The organism is Rhizobium atlanticum, assembly GCF_030182485.1.
Taxonomy (GTDB): Bacteria; Pseudomonadota; Alphaproteobacteria; order Rhizobiales; family Rhizobiaceae; genus Rhizobium.
In genome coordinates, this window is sequence record NZ_JAQJCJ010000001.1 from 170,659 (window position 1) to 189,262 (window position 18,604).

General features: G+C 61.1%; 23 protein-coding genes and 1 pseudogene. 21 read left to right on the top strand and 3 right to left on the bottom strand.

Annotated elements, in window-relative coordinates; all coding sequences use genetic code 11:
- The first annotated feature begins 31 nt into the window (after nucleotides 1–31).
- The 13 genes and pseudogenes from PH551_RS00800 (at nucleotide 32) to PH551_RS00860 (ending at nucleotide 11,444) form a co-directional block, all read left to right on the top strand.
- A complete protein-coding gene (locus PH551_RS00800; protein ID WP_285191492.1) occupies nucleotides 32–1,219 on the top strand; it encodes a glycine C-acetyltransferase in 1,188 nt (395 codons plus the stop codon).
- Nucleotides 1,220–1,435: 216 nt separating this feature from the next.
- Nucleotides 1,436–2,473, top strand: coding sequence for an L-threonine 3-dehydrogenase (tdh, locus tag PH551_RS00805; protein ID WP_183706160.1), 1,038 nt, complete (start codon nucleotides 1,436–1,438; stop codon nucleotides 2,471–2,473).
- Between the two features lie 25 nt (nucleotides 2,474–2,498).
- Nucleotides 2,499–2,642, top strand: a pseudogene (locus tag PH551_RS00810) (GFA family protein); the annotation flags it as partial.
- A gap of 468 nt (nucleotides 2,643–3,110) precedes the next feature.
- A complete protein-coding gene (gene rpoD, locus PH551_RS00815) occupies nucleotides 3,111–5,168 on the top strand; it encodes an RNA polymerase sigma factor RpoD (RefSeq protein ID WP_011426193.1) in 2,058 nt (685 codons plus the stop codon).
- A 243-nt stretch (nucleotides 5,169–5,411) separates the two neighbouring features.
- Complete coding sequence (locus tag PH551_RS00820) at nucleotides 5,412–5,705, top strand: GYD domain-containing protein (protein WP_011426192.1); 294 nt, start codon at nucleotides 5,412–5,414, stop codon at nucleotides 5,703–5,705.
- Nucleotides 5,706–5,849: 144 nt separating this feature from the next.
- Nucleotides 5,850–6,968 carry a DUF930 domain-containing protein gene (locus tag PH551_RS00825; RefSeq protein ID WP_285191700.1) on the top strand — a complete coding sequence of 373 codons (1,119 nt, stop codon included), beginning with the start codon at nucleotides 5,850–5,852 and terminating at the stop codon, nucleotides 6,966–6,968.
- Nucleotides 6,969–7,064: 96 nt separating this feature from the next.
- Complete coding sequence (locus PH551_RS00830) at nucleotides 7,065–7,226, top strand: hypothetical protein (RefSeq protein ID WP_198175456.1); 162 nt, start codon at nucleotides 7,065–7,067, stop codon at nucleotides 7,224–7,226.
- Entirely contained in the window at nucleotides 7,223–8,011 is a 789-nt protein-coding gene (locus PH551_RS00835; protein ID WP_285191493.1) for an APH(3')-II family aminoglycoside O-phosphotransferase, read from the top strand. The genes PH551_RS00830 and PH551_RS00835 overlap by 4 nt, the downstream gene beginning before the upstream one ends.
- A gap of 60 nt (nucleotides 8,012–8,071) precedes the next feature.
- Nucleotides 8,072–8,866 (top strand): AraC family transcriptional regulator, encoded by a 795-nt coding sequence (locus tag PH551_RS00840; RefSeq protein ID WP_285191494.1) that lies wholly within the window; start codon nucleotides 8,072–8,074, stop codon nucleotides 8,864–8,866.
- A 187-nt stretch (nucleotides 8,867–9,053) separates the two neighbouring features.
- Entirely contained in the window at nucleotides 9,054–9,947 is an 894-nt protein-coding gene (locus tag PH551_RS00845; protein WP_285191495.1) for a DMT family transporter, read from the top strand.
- Between the two features lie 2 nt (nucleotides 9,948–9,949).
- Entirely contained in the window at nucleotides 9,950–10,648 is a 699-nt protein-coding gene (locus PH551_RS00850; RefSeq protein WP_285191496.1) for a B3/B4 domain-containing protein, read from the top strand.
- A 79-nt stretch (nucleotides 10,649–10,727) separates the two neighbouring features.
- Nucleotides 10,728–11,126 (top strand): DUF427 domain-containing protein, encoded by a 399-nt coding sequence (locus tag PH551_RS00855; protein ID WP_285191497.1) that lies wholly within the window; start codon nucleotides 10,728–10,730, stop codon nucleotides 11,124–11,126.
- A gap of 87 nt (nucleotides 11,127–11,213) precedes the next feature.
- Nucleotides 11,214–11,444, top strand: a complete 231-nt coding sequence (locus tag PH551_RS00860; RefSeq protein WP_020921849.1) for a DUF6894 family protein — start codon at nucleotides 11,214–11,216, stop codon at nucleotides 11,442–11,444.
- Nucleotides 11,445–11,659: 215 nt separating this feature from the next.
- On the opposite strand, the gene PH551_RS00865 is transcribed toward PH551_RS00860, so the two are convergent.
- Entirely contained in the window at nucleotides 11,660–11,905 is a 246-nt protein-coding gene (locus PH551_RS00865; RefSeq protein WP_285191498.1) for a DUF6894 family protein, read from the bottom strand.
- Between the two features lie 132 nt (nucleotides 11,906–12,037).
- Here PH551_RS00865 and PH551_RS00870 point away from each other — a divergent pair, with 132 nt between their 5' ends.
- The 5 genes from PH551_RS00870 to PH551_RS00890 all read left to right on the top strand — a co-directional run bounded on the left by PH551_RS00870 (nucleotide 12,038) and on the right by PH551_RS00890 (nucleotide 15,006).
- Nucleotides 12,038–12,757 carry a Crp/Fnr family transcriptional regulator gene (locus PH551_RS00870; protein ID WP_285191499.1) on the top strand — a complete coding sequence of 240 codons (720 nt, stop codon included), beginning with the start codon at nucleotides 12,038–12,040 and terminating at the stop codon, nucleotides 12,755–12,757.
- A 78-nt stretch (nucleotides 12,758–12,835) separates the two neighbouring features.
- Nucleotides 12,836–13,435, top strand: a complete 600-nt coding sequence (locus PH551_RS00875; RefSeq protein WP_210630543.1) for a DUF922 domain-containing Zn-dependent protease — start codon at nucleotides 12,836–12,838, stop codon at nucleotides 13,433–13,435.
- A 98-nt stretch (nucleotides 13,436–13,533) separates the two neighbouring features.
- Entirely contained in the window at nucleotides 13,534–13,956 is a 423-nt protein-coding gene (locus PH551_RS00880) for a secondary thiamine-phosphate synthase enzyme YjbQ (RefSeq protein WP_285191500.1), read from the top strand.
- A gap of 224 nt (nucleotides 13,957–14,180) precedes the next feature.
- Nucleotides 14,181–14,486 (top strand): hypothetical protein, encoded by a 306-nt coding sequence (locus PH551_RS00885; RefSeq protein WP_285191501.1) that lies wholly within the window; start codon nucleotides 14,181–14,183, stop codon nucleotides 14,484–14,486.
- Between the two features lie 175 nt (nucleotides 14,487–14,661).
- Nucleotides 14,662–15,006: a hypothetical protein gene (locus tag PH551_RS00890; RefSeq protein WP_285191502.1), complete on the top strand. Its 345-nt coding sequence runs from the start codon at nucleotides 14,662–14,664 to the stop codon at nucleotides 15,004–15,006.
- Between the two features lie 362 nt (nucleotides 15,007–15,368).
- On the opposite strand, the gene PH551_RS00895 is transcribed toward PH551_RS00890, so the two are convergent.
- Complete coding sequence (locus tag PH551_RS00895; protein WP_285191503.1) at nucleotides 15,369–16,106, bottom strand: SIMPL domain-containing protein; 738 nt, start codon at nucleotides 16,104–16,106, stop codon at nucleotides 15,369–15,371.
- Between the two features lie 420 nt (nucleotides 16,107–16,526).
- Here PH551_RS00895 and PH551_RS00900 point away from each other — a divergent pair, with 420 nt between their 5' ends.
- Nucleotides 16,527–17,078, top strand: coding sequence for a hypothetical protein (locus PH551_RS00900; RefSeq protein WP_285191504.1), 552 nt, complete (start codon nucleotides 16,527–16,529; stop codon nucleotides 17,076–17,078).
- Between the two features lie 157 nt (nucleotides 17,079–17,235).
- Here PH551_RS00900 and PH551_RS00905 read toward each other — a convergent pair whose 3' ends face one another.
- A complete protein-coding gene (locus PH551_RS00905) occupies nucleotides 17,236–17,379 on the bottom strand; it encodes a hypothetical protein (protein ID WP_168296739.1) in 144 nt (47 codons plus the stop codon).
- Between the two features lie 249 nt (nucleotides 17,380–17,628).
- Here PH551_RS00905 and PH551_RS00910 point away from each other — a divergent pair, with 249 nt between their 5' ends.
- Both PH551_RS00910 and PH551_RS00915 read left to right on the top strand, forming a co-directional pair.
- Nucleotides 17,629–17,823 carry a hypothetical protein gene (locus tag PH551_RS00910; protein WP_085778846.1) on the top strand — a complete coding sequence of 65 codons (195 nt, stop codon included), beginning with the start codon at nucleotides 17,629–17,631 and terminating at the stop codon, nucleotides 17,821–17,823.
- A gap of 139 nt (nucleotides 17,824–17,962) precedes the next feature.
- Nucleotides 17,963–18,589, top strand: a complete 627-nt coding sequence (locus PH551_RS00915; protein ID WP_285191505.1) for an outer membrane protein — start codon at nucleotides 17,963–17,965, stop codon at nucleotides 18,587–18,589.
- Nucleotides 18,590–18,604: the final 15 nt, after the last annotated feature.

The following is an 18,604-nucleotide window of genomic DNA, read 5'->3' on the forward strand; positions in this document are numbered from 1 at the left end:
TTGCTATAAAAAACGTCAGGAAGGGCCGCCTATGACCTCGCCATTTCTTTCTCATCTCCGGGCCGAGATTTCGGCGCTCAGAGATGGCGGCCTGTACAAGTCAGAGAGGGTCATCCGTTCCAAGCAGGCGGGCGAGATTGCGATTTCCACCGGCGAGCGGGTGCTGAATTTCTGCGCCAACAACTATCTCGGCCTTGCTGACAACGAAGAGCTGGCCGAGGCCGGCAAGAAGGCGCTCGACCGCTATGGCTATGGCATGGCCTCGGTGCGCTTCATCTGCGGCACGCAGGAGGAGCACAAGCAACTTGAAGCACGCATTTCCTCCTTCCTCGGCATGGAAGACACGATCCTCTATTCCTCCTGCTTCGACGCCAATGGCGGCCTGTTCGAAACGCTGCTTGGCGAAGAGGATGCGATCATTTCCGACGCGCTGAACCATGCCTCGATCATCGATGGCGTGCGTCTCTCCAAGGCCAGGCGCTTCCGCTACGCCAACAACGACATGGCAGCGCTGGAAGAAGAGCTGAAAAAAGCCGAAGGCAGCCGCTTCAAGATGATTGCGACCGACGGCGTCTTCTCCATGGACGGTATCATCGCCAATCTGCAGGGGGTGTGCGATCTCGCCGAGAAATACGGCGCCATGGTCATGGTCGACGACAGCCATGCCGTCGGCTTCGTCGGCAAGAACGGCCGCGGCTCGCCGGAACATTGCGGCGTCGAGGGCCGCATCGACATTATCACCGGCACGCTCGGTAAGGCGCTCGGCGGCGCTTCAGGCGGTTATACCTCAGCCAGGGCGGAGGTCGTCGAATGGCTGCGGCAGCGCTCGCGGCCCTATCTGTTCTCGAATACGCTGGCCCCCGTCATCGCCGCTGCCTCGCTGAGAGTGTTCGACCTGATCGAAAACGGTGATGCCCTTCGCAAGCGCCTTTCCGACAATGCCGATCTCTTTCGTATTGAAATGACCAAGCTCGGCTTCAAGCTTGCCGGCGAAGGCCATCCGATCATCCCGGTCATGCTTGGCGATGCCAAGCTCGCGCAGGACATGGCAAGTCTGATGCTGAAGAAGGGGATCTATGTGATCGGCTTCTCTTTCCCTGTGGTGCCGAAAGGCCAGGCCCGCATCCGCACGCAGATGTCGGCGGCGCATTCGAGGGCGGATGTGGAGCGGGCGATTGCAGCCTTTGCCGAGGCCGGGCGGGAGTTGGGGGTGGTTTGAGCGGGGCTTGCTTCCACTTCTCCCCAGTGGGGAGAAGATGTCCGTCAGGACAGATGAGGAGGTGAGCGAAGCGAGGTTTCGAGCGGTAAGCGAGAAACAATATTGGATTTGAGCGGTGTGCCGTGTGGCCCCCTCATCCGCCCTACGGGCACCTTCTCCCCGCTGGGGAGAAGAGGGAATAGCGAAGTCTGCGCCAAGCAAAGGTGGGATAGTTGAATGTCGAACATGATGAAGGCGCTGGTTAAGTCGAAGCCCGAGGTCGGGCTTTGGATGGAGAATGTGCCGGTGCCGGAGGTCGGGCCGAACGATGTGCTGATCCGGGTGAAGAAATCGGCAATCTGCGGCACCGACGTGCATATCTGGAACTGGGACCAGTGGGCGCAGAAGACAATTCCGGTGCCGATGGTGGTTGGCCATGAATTTTCCGGCGAGATCGCCGAGATCGGTTCGGCGGTCACCCGCTATCATGTCGGCGAGCGCGTTTCCGGCGAGGGGCATATCGTCTGCGGCAAGTGCCGCAACTGCCGGGCGGGCAGGGGGCATCTCTGCCGCAACACGCTCGGCGTCGGCGTCAACCGGCCGGGCTCGTTCGGCGAGTTCGTCTGCATTCCCGAAAGCAATGTCGTGCCGATCCCGGACGATATTTCAGACGAGATCGCCGCGATCTTCGATCCGTTCGGCAATGCCGTGCATACCGCACTTTCCTTCGATCTTGTCGGCGAGGACGTGCTCGTCACCGGTGCCGGGCCGATCGGCATCATGGGAGCACTGGTCGCCAAGCGTTCCGGCGCCCGCAAGGTTGTTATCACCGACATCAATCCGCACCGCCTGGATCTGGCGCGCAAGCTCGGCATCGACCATGTCGTCGACGCATCGACGGAAAATCTCGCCGACGTCATGAAGGCGATCGGCATGACGGAAGGGTTTGACGTCGGGCTCGAAATGTCGGGCGCAGCACCCGCCTTCCGCGACATGATCGACAAGATGAACAATGGCGGCAAAATCGCCATTCTCGGCATCGCGCCGGCTGGTTTCGAGATCGACTGGAACAAGGTGATCTTCAAGATGCTCAATCTCAAGGGCATCTATGGCCGCGAGATGTTCGAGACCTGGTACAAGATGATCGCCTTCGTGCAAGGCGGCCTCGACCTTTCGCCCATCATCACGCATCGCATCAAGATCGACGATTTCCGCGATGGTTTTGAGGCGATGCGGTCGGGCAATTCCGGCAAGGTCGTGATGGACTGGATGTGAGGGAAGACGACATGCTTTCATCATTTTCTGCGCCAATTGCGGCATCGCCCCCTTCGGCGAGGGCGTGGCGCCGAACGGTGCCGCGATGGCTTCGATCAATCTGCGCTGCATTCCCGCGATCGATCTCGGCGCGCTGAAGGTGACGCCTTACGACGGCCAGGCTCGTTAGCCAATATTTGCCCGGATCGGGCGAATATACCGTCGGCACAATTACAGGAAATGGCCGGAACAACTGGGGCGGCGGGCAAAATTCGGGCCGCCCTTGTCTTTTGTTTGCTGCTTCTTAAATAAGGTTCGCAATCGCAGCCGCGGTTCAAAGCCTGTGGATAAGGCTTTTTCCGAGTTTTCGCGGGCTTTTTTGCTGGAAAAGCTTGACGAGAACAAAAAATGTGGGAATCACCGTTCGACTTGTTGAAACGGTGAACAGGGTCAAGGCGGATCGCGCAACCATGGCCGGAAATCCAGAGGCAAGAAAGCTTTGCTGTCCGGTACCGGCGATCGTGGTTAATCAGACTTTAAATGTCATCCCGTTAGGTGGGCTCAGGTGATTCAAGGGCGACGCGAGCGGCGCGTCAGGCCCTGAGACGGCCCATTCACCGTAGCGAGATTGGATAGCGTCAGGAAGGCGACGATATAAATGGCAACCAAGGTCAAAGAGAACGAAGACGCGGAAGTCGAACGCGACGGCGCAAGCGACGGCCCTCTTCTCGATCTTTCCGACGACGCGGTCAAGAAGATGATCAAGGCCGCCAAGAAGCGCGGCTACGTGACGATGGACGAGCTGAACGCCGTCCTGCCGTCCGAAGAAGTGACCTCCGAGCAGATCGAAGACACGATGTCGATGCTGTCGGACATGGGCATCAACGTCATCGAGGACGAGGAAGCCGAAGAGGCCGGTGCTTCCGGCGGTGGCGATGACGACGACGCCGGCGGCGATGAGGACAGCGAAGGCGGCGAACTCGCGCCTTCGGCCGGCACCGCGCTTGCGACCGCCAAGAAGAAAGAGCCGACCGACCGTACCGACGACCCGGTGCGCATGTATCTGCGCGAGATGGGCTCGGTGGAGCTTCTGTCGCGCGAAGGCGAAATCGCAATCGCCAAGCGCATCGAAGCCGGCCGCGAGACGATGATCGCGGGCCTCTGTGAGAGCCCGCTGACCTTCCAGGCCCTGATCATCTGGCGCGACGAACTCAACGAGGGCACGACGCTGCTGCGCGAGATCATCGATCTCGAGACGACCTATTCCGGTCCGGAAGCCAAGGCCGCGCCGCAGTTCCAGAGCCCCGAGAAGATCGAGGCCGACCGCAAGGCGGCGGAAGAGAAGGAAAAGACCCGGCGCGCCCGTTCCGGCGACGACGACATTACCGATGTCGGCGGCGAAGGCCTGCCTCCCGAAGAGGAGGAAGAGGACGAGGACGAATCCAACCTGTCTCTCGCCGCGATGGAAGCCGAGCTGCGCCCGCAGGTCATGGAAACGCTGGACATCATCGCCGAGACTTACAAGAAGCTGCGCAAGCTGCAGGACCAGCAGGTCGAGCAGCGCCTTGCCGCCACCGGCACGCTGTCGTCCGCGCAGGAGCGCCGCTACAAGGAGCTCAAGGACGAACTGATCAAGGCAGTCAAGTCGCTGTCGCTCAACCAGAACCGCATCGATGCACTGGTCGAGCAGCTCTACGACATCAACAAGCGCCTCGTGCAGAACGAAGGCCGCCTGCTGCGTCTGGCCGAATCCTACGGCGTCAAGCGCGACTCCTTCCTGGAGCAGTATCAGGGCGCCGAGCTCGATCCGAATTGGATGAAGTCGATCGGCAATCTGGCCGCTCGCGGCTGGAAGGAATTCGCCAAGGCCGAGAATACGACGATCCGCGACATCCGCCAGGAGATCCAGAATCTCGCGACGGAAACCGGCATCTCGATCTCGGAATTCCGCCGCATCGTGCACATGGTGCAGAAGGGCGAGCGCGAAGCGCGCATCGCCAAGAAGGAAATGGTCGAAGCGAACCTGCGCCTCGTCATCTCGATCGCCAAGAAGTACACGAACCGCGGCCTGCAGTTCCTCGACCTCATTCAGGAAGGCAATATCGGCCTGATGAAGGCGGTGGACAAGTTCGAATACCGCCGCGGTTACAAGTTCTCGACCTATGCAACATGGTGGATCCGTCAGGCGATCACCCGCTCGATCGCCGACCAGGCCCGCACGATCCGCATTCCGGTGCACATGATCGAGACGATCAACAAGATCGTCCGGACCTCGCGCCAGATGCTGCACGAGATCGGCCGCGAGCCGACGCCGGAAGAACTGGCCGAAAAGCTCGCCATGCCGCTCGAAAAGGTCCGCAAGGTCCTGAAGATCGCCAAGGAGCCGATCTCGCTCGAAACCCCGGTGGGCGACGAAGAGGATTCGCATCTCGGCGATTTCATAGAGGACAAGAACGCGCTGCTGCCGATCGACGCCGCCATCCAGGCGAACCTGCGCGAGACGACGACCCGCGTTCTCGCTTCGCTGACGCCGCGCGAAGAGCGCGTGCTGCGCATGCGCTTCGGCATCGGCATGAACACCGATCACACGCTCGAAGAAGTCGGCCAGCAGTTCTCGGTCACCCGCGAACGTATCCGCCAGATCGAAGCGAAGGCGCTGCGTAAGCTGAAGCATCCGAGCCGATCGAGAAAGCTGAGAAGTTTTCTGGACAGCTAAGAAACTCCAAGCTGCGCTCGATCCTCGACAGCTGAGGTTTCGACAATTGCCGTGATGATTGGAAAGCCGGGCGTCGTGCCCGGCTTTTGCTTTTGTGATTAATACCAATGATCCCGGCGGCTTTCTTGTCGCTTAGTGGTGACAAGATTATAGTCCGGCCACGGGGGAAGAAATCGATCGCGGTGCGCGAGCGAGGACCGACGCATACCCGTGTCGGGCGAATCCTCCGTTCGGAGGTGCAAGATGACCACTTACATTGTGTTGATCAACTGGACGGACCAAGGCGTGCGCACTGTTCGCGACTCGTCAAAACGGCTGGATGCGGCGAAGAAACTGCTAGGCGACATGGGCGGCTCCTTCAACCAGTTCTTTCTGACGATGGGCGGCCACGACATGGTGGCTGTCTGCGAAGCGCCTGACGATGCCGTCATGGCGCGATTTGGCCTTTCGCTGGCGATGGCCGGCAATGTCCGCACCCAGACACTGAAGGCATTCCCGGAGGCTGCCTATCGAGAGATCATCGGCTCGCTCAGCTAACGCATGCAGAATTTCAGCGCCTCTCCCCATCAAGGGCGCGGACTCGGCCCCGCTCGTGGGTGGCCCGTTGCCCAGGTCCGAGAAGAGAACGGATGGCGCACCGGCCAGCGGATGGCTTCGGCACGATCACGAGGTTTTTTGCTTTTGCGGCTTGATGCTGCCGGCTTTAAAGGCCACATCGCTGCTGTGACAGACGAAGTGGACTTGGCGGAGACGAATCACGAAACGGCAAAACGGCGGCCCGAAATCCGCTGGGGTATCGGTGTGTCCGTGCTTCTGCACGTGCCGGTCGTTGCGCTTCTGATTTTCGGCTTGCCGAAGATCGAACCGAAGCCCCCGGAGGACGAGAGCGTGAAGGTCGAGCTCGTCCCGCCGCCGGAGGAGAAGAAGCCGGAGGAGAAAAAGGCGGAGGAAAAGCCGCCGGAGCCGAAGCCGCCGCAAGAGGCCAAGAAGGAACCTCCGCCGCCACCTCCTCCTCCTGCGAAAGCTGCAGAGCTGGAAGCACGCGGCGCTTCCCGGCCGCAACGTACCGCGCGCCCGGTCTTCGAATTTGCCGAGAAAGATTCAGCGCCGGAACAGAGAGAGCGCGGGATACTCCGAAAGGCAGAAGCACCAAAACCGTCAGTCGTTGGAGTACCCCACGAAGCATCGCCTGTTGAATCGCCGCGACTTGAAAAGCCGGAGATTCCTGAGACTATGTCTGCGGCGAATCCGTTGCCTCAGGACATTGACCTTCCCGAGGTGGAGACTGCTGAGGCCAATCCTGAAAAGAATGGGCCGGCTGCCACGGGACGCGACGAGGCAAAGACGAATTTCGAGCAGGCAAAGCCGCCGATCAATTCAACGGCAGCTATCCCCTTATTGCCACCAGATGCAGAGGCAAAGGAATCGAACAAGCTCACCAAAGCGAAGACCCTGTTTACCGACAACTTTGTCTCAGACCGTACAGTCAAGACGGCGATGAAAAACTTGCCACGTCAAATGCGAGGTGGTGAGCTTTGCTGGACCGAGCTTCGAGAGCAGCTCCTTCATTCATCCGCGGCGTACGATCCTAATGTTATCGAGGTGCCTAAATACAATCTCCCGACCGGAAATATCCTCGCGCTTAAAAGAAGTGCGTTTTACGACGGCAAGGAACTGCACCAATTGGAGTTTAGTTGCGAAGTGAACGACAACGCGACCAAGGTCGTGTCGTTTGAGTTTGGCGTCGGGGACGTCATCCCTAAAAGTGAATGGGCGCGTTATCATTATCCGGGACAATGATAAGCATCATCAGCCGTCGACAACCAGCCACGCGCAAGGAACCTTGTCTAACCTCTCCGCATTGGCCGTGATGGTACGGTGAAGAAGGACAATGATATGTCGAACGAGATCGAGCGTTTGCTTGAGCGCCAGGACGAAGCCGTCAGCGTGCTGTTCCTGGAAAACAAAGGCGACGAGCTGACCGATATCCTGGTGGCGGCGCTCGAAGAGGCGTTCGATATCCTGCTCGAAGCAGCCCCAGCCGAAACAATTCATTGACATCTTTCAAGACATTGCCGGCAGGACCTTTCGGCGCCCGCCTGTCCGGCTACCGGATGGAGCGGGATGCGCTCGGCCGTTCGGCCGCGAGCGTCTTTCGCCTGGAAGGCGAGGGCCTTCCGGCGCTCTATCTGAAGGTCGAGGCGGCGGGGCCGTTCGGCGAACTTGCCGATGAGGCGGCCCGGCTCGCCTGGCTCAAGGCCTCCGGCCTGCCTTGCCCGGAGGTGATCGCCCGTGAAAGCGACGACGAACGTAACTGGCTGCTGCTCAGCGCGCTGCCGGGAACCGATCTCGCCAGTGCTTCGGCGCTGGCGCCCCTGGCGCGCATCGAATTGCTGGCGGAGGCACTGCTCGATCTTCATCGCCTGCCGATCACTTCCTGTCCGTTCGATCACCGCCTGGAAAAGCGCCTGCCGGTAGCCAAGGCGCGCATGGAAGCAGGAATCGTCGATGAGGAGGATTTCGATCCGGCCCGGCTGGGAAAGAGCGCCGCCGAATTGTTCGCTGAGCTCAAGAGCTTAAGGCCGGCCAGCGAGGATCTCGTCGTCACCCATGGCGACGCCTGCCTGCCGAACTTCGTCGCTCTACACGGCCAATTCTCAGGCTATATCGATTGCAGCCGCCTCGGCGTCGCCGACCGCTATCAGGATATCGCGCTCGCCTGCCGCAGCATCGCCGATAATTTCGGCAAGGCGCTGGTGCAGCCATTTCTCCATCGTTACGGCCTTCCGGCGCCCGATCCGGCGAGGCTCAGTTACTATCAGCTGCTCGACGAGTTCTTTTAGACGGTTGCGTCATCAAGGCGCGGCTGGCAGAGTTGCCGGCATCGGACCTGCGGATGTCAAATGCCGAAAAACCAATTCAGGATGCTGCGCTCGGCGCTTCCAGGCGTCGAAGCGGTGGAAGCCGAAACGCCTCACAGCTTCGCCAGGCACACGCATGAGCAGTTCGGCATCGGCCTCGTGTCGTCGGGGGCGCAGAAATCGCTCAGCGGCCGCGGCATGGTGGAGGCGGAGGCTGGCGATATCATCACCGTCAATCCGAATGAGGTGCATGATGGCGCGCCGATCGGCGAGCGCCGATCGTGGCGCATCCTCTATTTCGATCCCGAGATCGTCACCGGCCTCTCACAAGAGATCGGCGCAAGGCGCTCGGAAATCTCCCATCCCGTCATTCGCGATGCGGCGATCGCCAGCCACTTCGGAACGCTGTTTCGCGCGGTGACCGCGAGTGCTGCCGACGGGCTGCTCTGCGAGGAACTGCTTCTGCAACTCGTCGCCGATGTCATGCGGGAAGACGACGGCAGCGAGGCGAGGCCGCCGGTGCCGTCATCCATCCGCGCGGCGCGGGATCTGATCGACGACGATCCTCTTGCCGCCGTCTCGCTCGCCGATCTTTCCCGGGAAAGCGGCCTTAGCCGCTTCCAGCTGCTGCGCGGCTTCGCCAGGGCGACGGGACTGACGCCGCACGCCTATCTCGTCCAGGCCCGCATCCACATCGCCCGGCGGCTGATTGCTCAGGGCACGCCGCTTGCCGAAGCCGCCTTTGCCAGCGGCTTTGCCGACCAGAGCAACATGACGCGCGTCTTCGTGCGCAAATACGGCCTGTCGCCGCGGCTTTATGCCGGGGCATTTCTCTGAGCGGTGGAAGGCTGATTCGTGCTGCCGCAGGCTGCGACCTCTCTCCAGCGTCCGGCTAGACGTGCCCCTCAAGGGGCCTCGAAGGACGGCGCTGGCCGCCTTGCTTCGATTCATACGCCCTGCAATTTCGTTCAAGACCCCGACCGGCCGCTGCTGTTTCTTCGGCGCATCCAATCGGAGGCGCGGAATGTCGAGACAGGTTCAAGGTTATTTCAATCTGGCGCTCGCCATGCTGACGGTCGGCAGCACTGTCATCGCGAGCAAGATCATTGCTTCGGGACTGCCGCCGTTTACCGCCACCGCCTTGCGCTTCGCCCTCGCTCTTCCCGTCTTCTTCCTGCTGATGCGGGCAAGCGGAACCCGGTTGCCGAAGCTCTCCAGGTATGACCGTCTCATCCTCGTCATTCAGGCCGGCGTCGGCAGTGTCGGTTATACGACGCTGCTGATATCGGGCCTCAGCCTGACCTCGGCCGCCGATTCGGGCGTCATTATCGGCACGCTGCCGGTGGTCTCGGCGGCGGTTTCGATCCTGCTGCTGCGAGAACGGCCGGGACGCGCGCTGCTTCTGGCGGTGGCGCTGGCGAGCGCCGGCGTGTTTTCGATCGCCTTCACACCGGAGGCGACCGGCGGTTCGCTTGCCGGAAATCTGCTGATTTTTCTCGCGGTGATCTGCGAGGGCTTGTTCATTCTGTTGAACAAGCGGCTGACCGTCGACATTCCGCCGCTTGCCCAGTCGACGCTGATGACCGGCATCGGCTTCGCCGTCTCGATCGTTCCGGCCATTTTCGAGGCGCCCCTCACGCATGGGTTTTCAGCCAGTGCTGCCGCTGCCGTCGTCTATTATGCTCTGGTGCCGACCGTCGGCGGCTTCCTGCTGTGGTATGCGGGGGCAGAGAGGGTGAGCGGCACGGAAGCCGCGCTCTTCATCGCGCTTGCGCCGGTTTCGGCCGTCATGCTCGCCTTCGTCCTCCTCGGCGAGCCGGTCGGCTTCAACCAGATTGCCGGCATTGCCTGCGTGCTGGCGGCCGTGTCCGGGCTTGCCATTGCAGGAAGCCACAGGAAATTCATCGAAGGGAAATGACCATGCAATTCAGCCATTCCAACGCGATATGGCAGGTTTTTCCGGAGCTTCGCGCCGGCGCGCTTCATGCCGATGGGATTGATGCGGCGGCAGACGTCGAAGAGGCGGTTGCAAGTTTCAGCGCGATCGCCGCGGCCCGGCTCGCTGAAGCCCAAGAAAGCGAATTCCCGGAGATCCAGGCGTGGCGGCGCGGCTTTTCCCGCATGGGCTTGAAGCCGACGCAGTATCGCGCGGCATCCGAGGCGCTTCTGCGTCGCTTCCGCCAGGAGCACGCGCTGCCGCGCCTTCATCCGCTCATCGATCTCTGCAATGCGATTTCGCTCGCCTTTGCCATTCCTGTCGCCGTCTTCGATACGGAAAAAATTGCCGGCGATCTCCAGGTCCGGCATGCAACGGGGCATGAGACCTATCTCACCTTCAGCGGTCAAAGCGAATATCCGGAGCCGGACGAGGTGATCTTCGCGGATGACGAAGGCAGAGCACATGCCCGCCGCTGGACGAACCGGCAGGGCGGCCTGTCAGCGGTGCGGGAGACGACGCGGTCGGTGCTGATCGTCGCCGAGGCGCTGCATGCCGGCGCCGGCGAGGATAGCGCCAGGCTGATCGCGACGCTCGCGGATGCGCTCGCGCGTCACTGGTCGGTGACAGCGGCGACCGCCGCACTCAGTCAGGCATCGCCGCGTTTCGCATTTCAGGTGTAAGGGAAGGAAACGCTCGGGGGGTGGGCCGGCGGCATGCGCGCCCTATCTCAGGGGCATCGTATCTTCTGGAGACGAACCCATGTTGGACAAGTCGATCAAGATTCCGGGGCCGGACCATCCGATCACCGTCGAGCACAATCCCTGTCGCGTCGTCGTCACCATCGCCGGCAGGACGGTTGCCAATAGCCGCAACGCGCTGACGCTGCGCGAGGCTTCCTATCCGCCGGTCCAGTATATCCCTCGCAGGGATGTCGATATGTCGCTGCTTCAGCGCACCGATCACGCCACACATTGCCCCTACAAGGGCGATGCCTCCTATTACAGCATTGCTTTGGGCGGCAAACGCTCCGAGAACGCGGTTTGGACCTACGAAGCCCCGCATGCCGCCGTCAGCAACATCAAAGACCATCTCGCCTTCTATCCCGACCGTGTCGACGCAATCGAGGAAATGGCTTCGCCCGAGGCCGGCGCCTTCTGAGGATCGCCGGACGGCGGGCGCTGAAAATCGTTCGGGCGGAACCTGTCGCCTTCAGCATCGTTAGGGGCATCATCGAAGGAGCATGCTGTGCCGAAATTCCACTTCCAGCTCTTCGATCGCGATGGTGTCGGCACCGAGACCGGATACGAATTCGAGTCCGTCGAGGCTGCCAAGGCAGAGGCGCGAAGGGTCCTCGCGGAAATGGCAGCCGAAGGCCTGCCGACTGCGCCTTTGAACATGCTTTCGGTCGAACTTTTCGACGAAAGCCGCAAACCGCTTGCGGAAATTCGGCTGATTCTGGAAGAGATCGCGAAATAGAAGCGACCGGAACTCCACCGGAGAAATGCCTGTCGACGCTTCCCGGCAATCGCGGAACTATGTCAAATTTAATTGCCGCCCCCCGGGGCGGGGTCTTAATGCATGTCGCCCGGAAGTGTGCGGATGACGACATGCATGAGAGCAAGGAGCTAGAGCGCATCCATCGACCGAGTCGAATTGATGCCTATATGGGACCCGGCGGCAATCAGAGGCCGTCATCGGATGACGTCGAGCCATTCATTGCTGAAGACGAGACTGGCGACTGTGATAGGATCGCCGCGCTCGTCGCGGACGGTAACGGCAATCGTCATGCGGTCACCCGCCGGCAATTCGTCTCGCGCCACGTCCAGCAGGATGCGGGTCACCTCTTTGGGGATGTCTTCACGAGATTTGAGCTCGGTGCCGTGCTCGTCGCGGGTCGGACCTTCCCCGTTGTGTAGATCGAAATAATAGCGAGCCATGTTCTTTCCTGCGCGTCAGAGAGGAAATAACCAATGAAGACAATTGTTCCCGAGGCTGGGCCTTGATTCCTATAGAAAATACAGCTCGCACCGAGACGGCCCCGAGCCCTTGCGATAGCGGGAGACAGGACCGTGATTGAACCCTTGTTGCTGAACCTTGGAAGCCGTGATGTGCTGTCGAACGAGGAGGAAAACCTTCTTCGGTCGATCCTCGTCAAGGACAGGCAATTCGCCGTCGGAGAAGATCTCGTTTCCCAAGGCAGCCGGCCGCCCTTCAGCACGCTGCTGCTCGATGGGTTCGCGGCGCGCTACAAGGTGATGGCGGACGGCAGTCGGCAGATCACCGCACTTCATGTTGCCGGCGACTTTGTCGACCTCCATGCTTTTCCCGTCAAGGTAATGGATCATGGCATCGTTGCGCTGTCACCCTGCCACGTCGCTTTGGCCGATCATGCCGACTTGAGGGCGATCACCGAGCGCATGCCGCATTTGACGCGGCTGCTTTGGCTCGACACGCTGGTCGACGGCGCTATTCACCGGGAATGGATCGTCGCCATGGGGCGGCGCTCCAAACGCGCTCAGATCGCCCATCTCGTCTGCGAACTCTTCATGCGGCTGAAGGTCGTCAGGCGCACCCGGGGTGAAAGCTTTCAGTTTCCGCTGACGCAGATCGAGATGGCGGACGTGCTCGGCATATCGGTGGTCCACCTCAACAAGACGCTGCAGGCGCTCAGGCGCGAGGGCGTCTTCACCTGGGAGAACCGAACGATCACCATCGTCGATTGGGAACGCCTGCAGGAGATCGCCGAATTCGACCCCGCTTATCTCAGCATCTCCAGCGAGCCGCGCTGATATCTGCCGCATCGCATGCGCGTTGAAAGGGAGGAACGGCGCCGTTAGGGTGGCGGGAATCACTTGACGGGACGATGCGTGACGAAGACTTTTCTACCCTACCTATTGGCGGCAGTTTTCGCCGCATTACCGGCCGCGGCGCAGAGCGAATGGCAGGCGATCGAGGAGGTGCGGCCCTATTCGATTTCAGGCAAGACCGGCGCCGAACTTTATCAATCGATCGGGGCACAAGGCCCCAAGGCCGGCGTCACCGGCCGGGTCATCGCGCATACGACGTTCAAGCTCACCTGGACCCGCAAATACGAGCCACAGGGCAATGCCTGCGCCATCGTCACCAATCGGCCGAAGCTCATCATCACCTACACACTGCCGCAGCCCTCGGCCGGGCTGCCGCCAGCCGTCAAGAGCAGCTGGGATGGCTTCATTTCAGGCGTTGCCGCGCATGAGCGAGTGCACGGCGAAACCATCAAGGACATGGTTAGGGAAATCGAGGCGATGAGCGTCGGCTTTACCGTTGCCGACGACCCCGACTGCAAGAAGATCAGGGTCGAGCTGACCCGGCGCCTCGGCGAGATTTCCGCAAAGCAGCGCCAGCGCGGCCGCGACTTCGACAAGGTCGAAATGGGCGACGGCGGCAACATCCAGCAGCTCATCCTCAAGCTCGTGAATGGGCCTTAACCGATGGCGGGCATCGATCTGCCGATTCGTGGGCCATTGACTTGGCCGTCACGGCGCGCCAACTCGCGGGCAATGTCATTGCGAGACGGAGACCGCCCGTGCCCCAGACTATTCTCACCCTGTCCACACGCGGCCAGGGACTTTACGAATTCACCGATCAGGCGGAGGCCTTCGTCAGCGCCGCGGGACGGGAGGAGGGGCTTCTCACTGTCTTAGTGCGCCACACATCCTGTTCACTGCTGATCCAGGAAAATGCCGATCCCGACGTGCGCACCGATCTTCTCACCTTCTTCCGTCGGCTCGTGCCGCCGGCCTCCGACCCATCGATGGGCTGGATCGTGCACAGGGCCGAGGGGCCGGACGACATGCCGGCGCATATCAAAGCGGCGCTGACGCAGGTGTCGATCGGCATTCCGGTCGCCAGGGGACGCTTGACGCTCGGCACCTGGCAGGGACTCTATCTCTTCGAACACCGCGACCGGCCGCACCGGCGCGAAGTTGTGCTGCATCTCGGGGGCTGAGAGCGCCGCGCGCTCCTGCGTGGCTATGGCACATCGATCAACCCACCAGTCACACGGCACGCGATCAGCCCCTCAGCCGATCGAAAGAAGAGCCGTCAAAAACCGCTCATCTTCTTGTGAATGCAAACTGAATGGCCGGTTCGAACAGCATTCAGCTTGCCGCATTTAGTGTCGAGGCAATCCCTGAAGGGAGAGCTTAAAAGACCAATCGACGGAGACACTCCATGACGCATTTCCTCACCAAGGCTTGCCTTGCCGCAGTGCTCGCCCTCTCATCCGTTCCGGCCACTGTTTCCACGGCGGCAGCCGCGGGGCCCCAGACGAACTTCATCGTCGGGGCGCAATATTATCGTCCAATCCGCGGCTGCTCGCCGATGCACGCCGTGAACAAGGCGCGCGATTTCGGCCTGCGCAGAGCCCACATCACCCGCATGTCGCCGCGTGTCGTCGTCGTCGCCGGGCGCGACCGTCGCGGCTGGGACAGGATGGTCTTCGCCAATGTCCGCGGCTGCCCGCTGATCCGGCGCTGAACACCGGAACGGCAAGCGCCGACATGCGCTTGCCGCCCCTTTTGCCTTGACGGCGACACTTTCAGCCGTCTCTTCTCCGATTTGTATAAGTGATTCCACTGACGCTTCGGCGTGATGCGGAGAGTGGGGAGGGCGGCTCGACCGCACCGACGACTATAGAACGAAAGGTTTTTCGATGATGCAGTTTCTGGCAAAGGCGGGTCTTGCCGCTATGCTGATCGCCGGCACTCTTGCCGGCACGGTGGTCCCGGCGGCCGCCCAGTTTAGTATCATTATCGGCGATCAGGATCGTGATCCGCCGCGCGATTATCGCCGTCCGCCTCCGCCGCCGGGCTTCGGCCGGCGTCCGCGCGGCTGCGACCCGCGTCTGGCGGAAGATCTCGCCCGCGATTGGGGCTTCCGCCGCCCGCGCGTCGTCGACATCACCCCGCGCCGCGTCATCGTTCAGGGCTGGACCCGCCGCGGCCCTGATGAAATGAGCTTCGCCAACGTCCGCGGCTGCCCCGCTTTGCGCCGCTGATTGTCCTGCGCCCGTCTCGCTGAACCGGCACGGCGTTTCTTTGTGAGATTCCAAAGCCGCGCGCCTGGAAGGGCGCGCGGCGTTCAGTTTAGAGGCAGGAGCTCCGTTTCCTGGGCCTTGTGCCGCGGCTGTCCTGTCGATGAAAATAACGAGATCAGCCCTTATCCGCCTGCCGGCACCTCTCCCCGCTCCGGCGGGGCGAAGGGGATATCTCGCTAGCTCTCTGTTCCCCGCTGAGCTCTCGTAGGGCACGTCCCCTCTCCCCGTCAGAACGGGGAGAGGGTTAGGGTGAGGGGCATCGGCGCTAGCAGGCGGCCGCCAGCAGTCAGCACACGGCGTCAAAAGACGCGCCGCGCTTCCGTTTACTGCTCGATGGCGAAGGTTACGGTGACGCTGACAGTGTAATTGTTCTCGCCGCCCTGGACGGGAACGGCAGCGTCGGCTTCCTTCATCATCGTGGCGCGATAAACGGGCTGCGGCAGCGGGCGCGGCTCATTCTCGTTGATTTCGATGATGCGGCCGAGCTTGACGCCGGCGGCTTCGCTCAGCGTTTTCGCCTTCTTGACGGCTTCGGCGACGGCGTTCTTGCGCGCCTCTTCGAGCGCCGCATCCGGCTTGTCGTTGGTAAACTGGATGTCGCCGCCCTGGTTGATGCCGAGTGTCACCGATTGGTCGATCACCTGGCCGAGCTTGGAAAGATCGCGCAGGCGCACAGTGACCGAATTGATAGTCTGGTAGCCGATCAGCTGCGGCTGCTGCTGCTGGCCATCGACCGGCTGCGGATAATTAAACTGCGGCTGGATGGAGAAGCCCGAGGTCTGCAGGTCGCGCTCGGCGATGCCGCCGTCCTTCAGCGCCTTCAGCACGTCATTCATCGCCTTGTTGTTCTCGTCGAGCGCTTCACGGGCGGTCTTCGCCTGCTTGACGACGGCGAGATTGACGACGGCCATATCGGGCGCCAAGGACGATTCGCCATCGCCCGTCACCGAAATCACCGCCTCACGCGGCTTTGTTTCCTGCGCCAATACAGGCGCGGCACTGCCGAGCGGCAGGGCCAGAAGGGCAGTCATCACAAGTGTCTTGGACAGAATCGGCGCCATGTTTCATTCCCTAGTTGTCGTTTCCCGATGAGCTTTCTGTCGGTTGATTGTGAAGCTATTGCGGCGGAAGGGAAGGGGGCGGTGACGGATCGGGAGAAAAATGTGAGCGTGGGAGGAGTAGGCGTTCCGTGGCCGCCCGCTCTGGCCGGCCATCTACCCCACAAGCGGGGCTGGGTGCGATCGCCCGCCAAACGATCAGCGTTCAGCCCGGCGAAACGCTGGAGAGACGCGAAGATTTCGCCACTAGTGATCTCCCCACCTGTGGGGGGATGCCCGGCAGGGCAAAGGGGCGTGGCACGGAAGGCCTACATTCCTGCATCTTCCAACGCTCACCTTCCCAAATCCCGCAAAGCTGCTAGCAATGACGGCGGGTTAAGCAACAGGGGCTTCCGGACACGCCATGTCCGGCAAGGGGGCAGCATGCGCTTTATGACAATTCTTTCGATCGGCCTCGCCATCTGTTTGACGGGCTGCAGCCAAGTGGCAGAAAAGGCCGAAAACGCCGCCAACCGCTCATACACCAGCTATGCGCTGGGCAAACCCTATATGGAGGTCGCCAATCTCGGTCAATCGCCGATGGCGCGGCTCTCCGGCTCCGAAGCAACCTTCGGACCGATGATCGGCGCAACACCGTTGAAGAACGGCATGACGATCTACCGACATATGGCGCCCGCCGCCAGGACCGAGACCGGCACGAACTTCGTCGGCCTGGTCGGCAGCTCCACGATTTCCGAGAATAACCGGCTTTCCTATTTCCTGGTCGGCGCCGACGGGATCGTCAAGGATTGGGCCACGGGCTCGGTGCAGGGCAGCGCCAGCGACTGCGTGCAATATATCGGCGGCATCATCAACCGCTGCAACGATATGCGCCAGCTCCAGGCTTCGCTGGCACTCTACGACGCCAGGGTGGCGACCAAGGCCGGTCAACCCATTTCCAGCTGGGGCGAACCGTCTGCACCTGCGATCAACTGAGAATGCGCGGCAGCCCAGGCGAGGTCTTGTACCTCACCCGGCGGCCGGGACATTGGGCGGCTGACGCTGTCGCGCAGATCTGTGAAATGGTCTTGGGATAAAATCCTGCAAGACCAGAGGCCGAAGCCCGGGAGCGGATCGAAGGACCCGCCGCGCCTCAGGCGCCGAAATCATCCATGAAGGAGGGATGGATCGCGGGCTTACGCTCTTCGCGGGCTTCGCGAATGCGCTGGGGAACCGCACCGAGACCGGCAACAAAACGGGTCAGGAGATTGCGATTGAAAAGTTTCTGTAGGCTCATGGCAGTTCACTCATTCTTTTTTTTGTTAGCTGGCGGCATATATTTTGCGCAGGCTGCCTTAACAACGGGCAATTTTGCATGACAGTTATGTGACAGCGCATGGTCATGAAAAAGCGGGTAGAAAAGCGATCACTTTAGCGTGACAAGAACCCGCCGAAGGCAGTCGATTGCCGCAGATCAATGCTCTCTGCACCGCGGCGTGTAAATTGTACGGTTTGGGTGGAAGCCATGCCCCGAGGAGAAGCTCAGATGAACCGATTTTTCGCATTGATCGCGACCGGAACGCTGATCAGCCTTGCCACGCTCATTTCGGCCTGCACATCATCAGGATACATCGACCAGACTTCGTCGATCGACGGCGGTTACTACTACGAGAGTCAGCCGCTCAACCCGGCCTGCGGTGGTGGGTTCAGGCCAAGCGATGGGCGTTCGTGCAGTTATTAGAGGGTGCGATACTTGCCATGATGGCTTCGGCGGATATGTTCTCTACCGTGCAGTTATGCGAGTGTGTCTTTGGCGTTACAGCTATTTGTTGAACGAGGCTGTATCCTCCAGTTGTGTTGCAAGACATGGGGTCACGAACATGAAGCTCACGATCGCCACCACTTTTCTAGCACTCGTCGCAACGAGCGCCTTTGCAGCGGATGCAGTGCAGGACGTCCCAGTCGCCCCTGTTGCGGCTGCGCCAGTTTTCACCTGGTCAGGCCCGTATCTCGGCATCGATGGCGGCGCCAGTTGGCTAAACGGTGACTTCAGCGCCGGCGGCGCCAGCGATTCCCAGGATTTCAACGGCGGCGTCTTCGGTGCATTTGCGGGTTACAATTTCCAGTTCGACAACAACATCGTTGTCGGCATCGAGGGCAACCTCGAATACAACTGGAACGAAGAGGAAGCGCTGGGGGCGGATGTCGGCACCGATTGGGCCGGCGCTGTTCGTGGTCGTGTCGGCTACGCCTTTGACAGAGCGCTGCTTTATGGCGCGGCTGGCTGGACCGCTACGCGTGGATACGTTGACCTGCCGGGGTTAGACAAGGAAACGGAGACCTTCAACGGCTACACCGTCGGCGCGGGCGTCGACTTTGCCATCACCAACAACATCTTCGCCCGCGGGGAGTATCGGTATAATGACTTCGGCGAGAAAGACATTCTCGGTGTCGATGTCGATCTCAACCAGCACGAACTCAAGTTCGGCATCGGCGTGAAGTTCTAGGCACTGTCGGTTGGT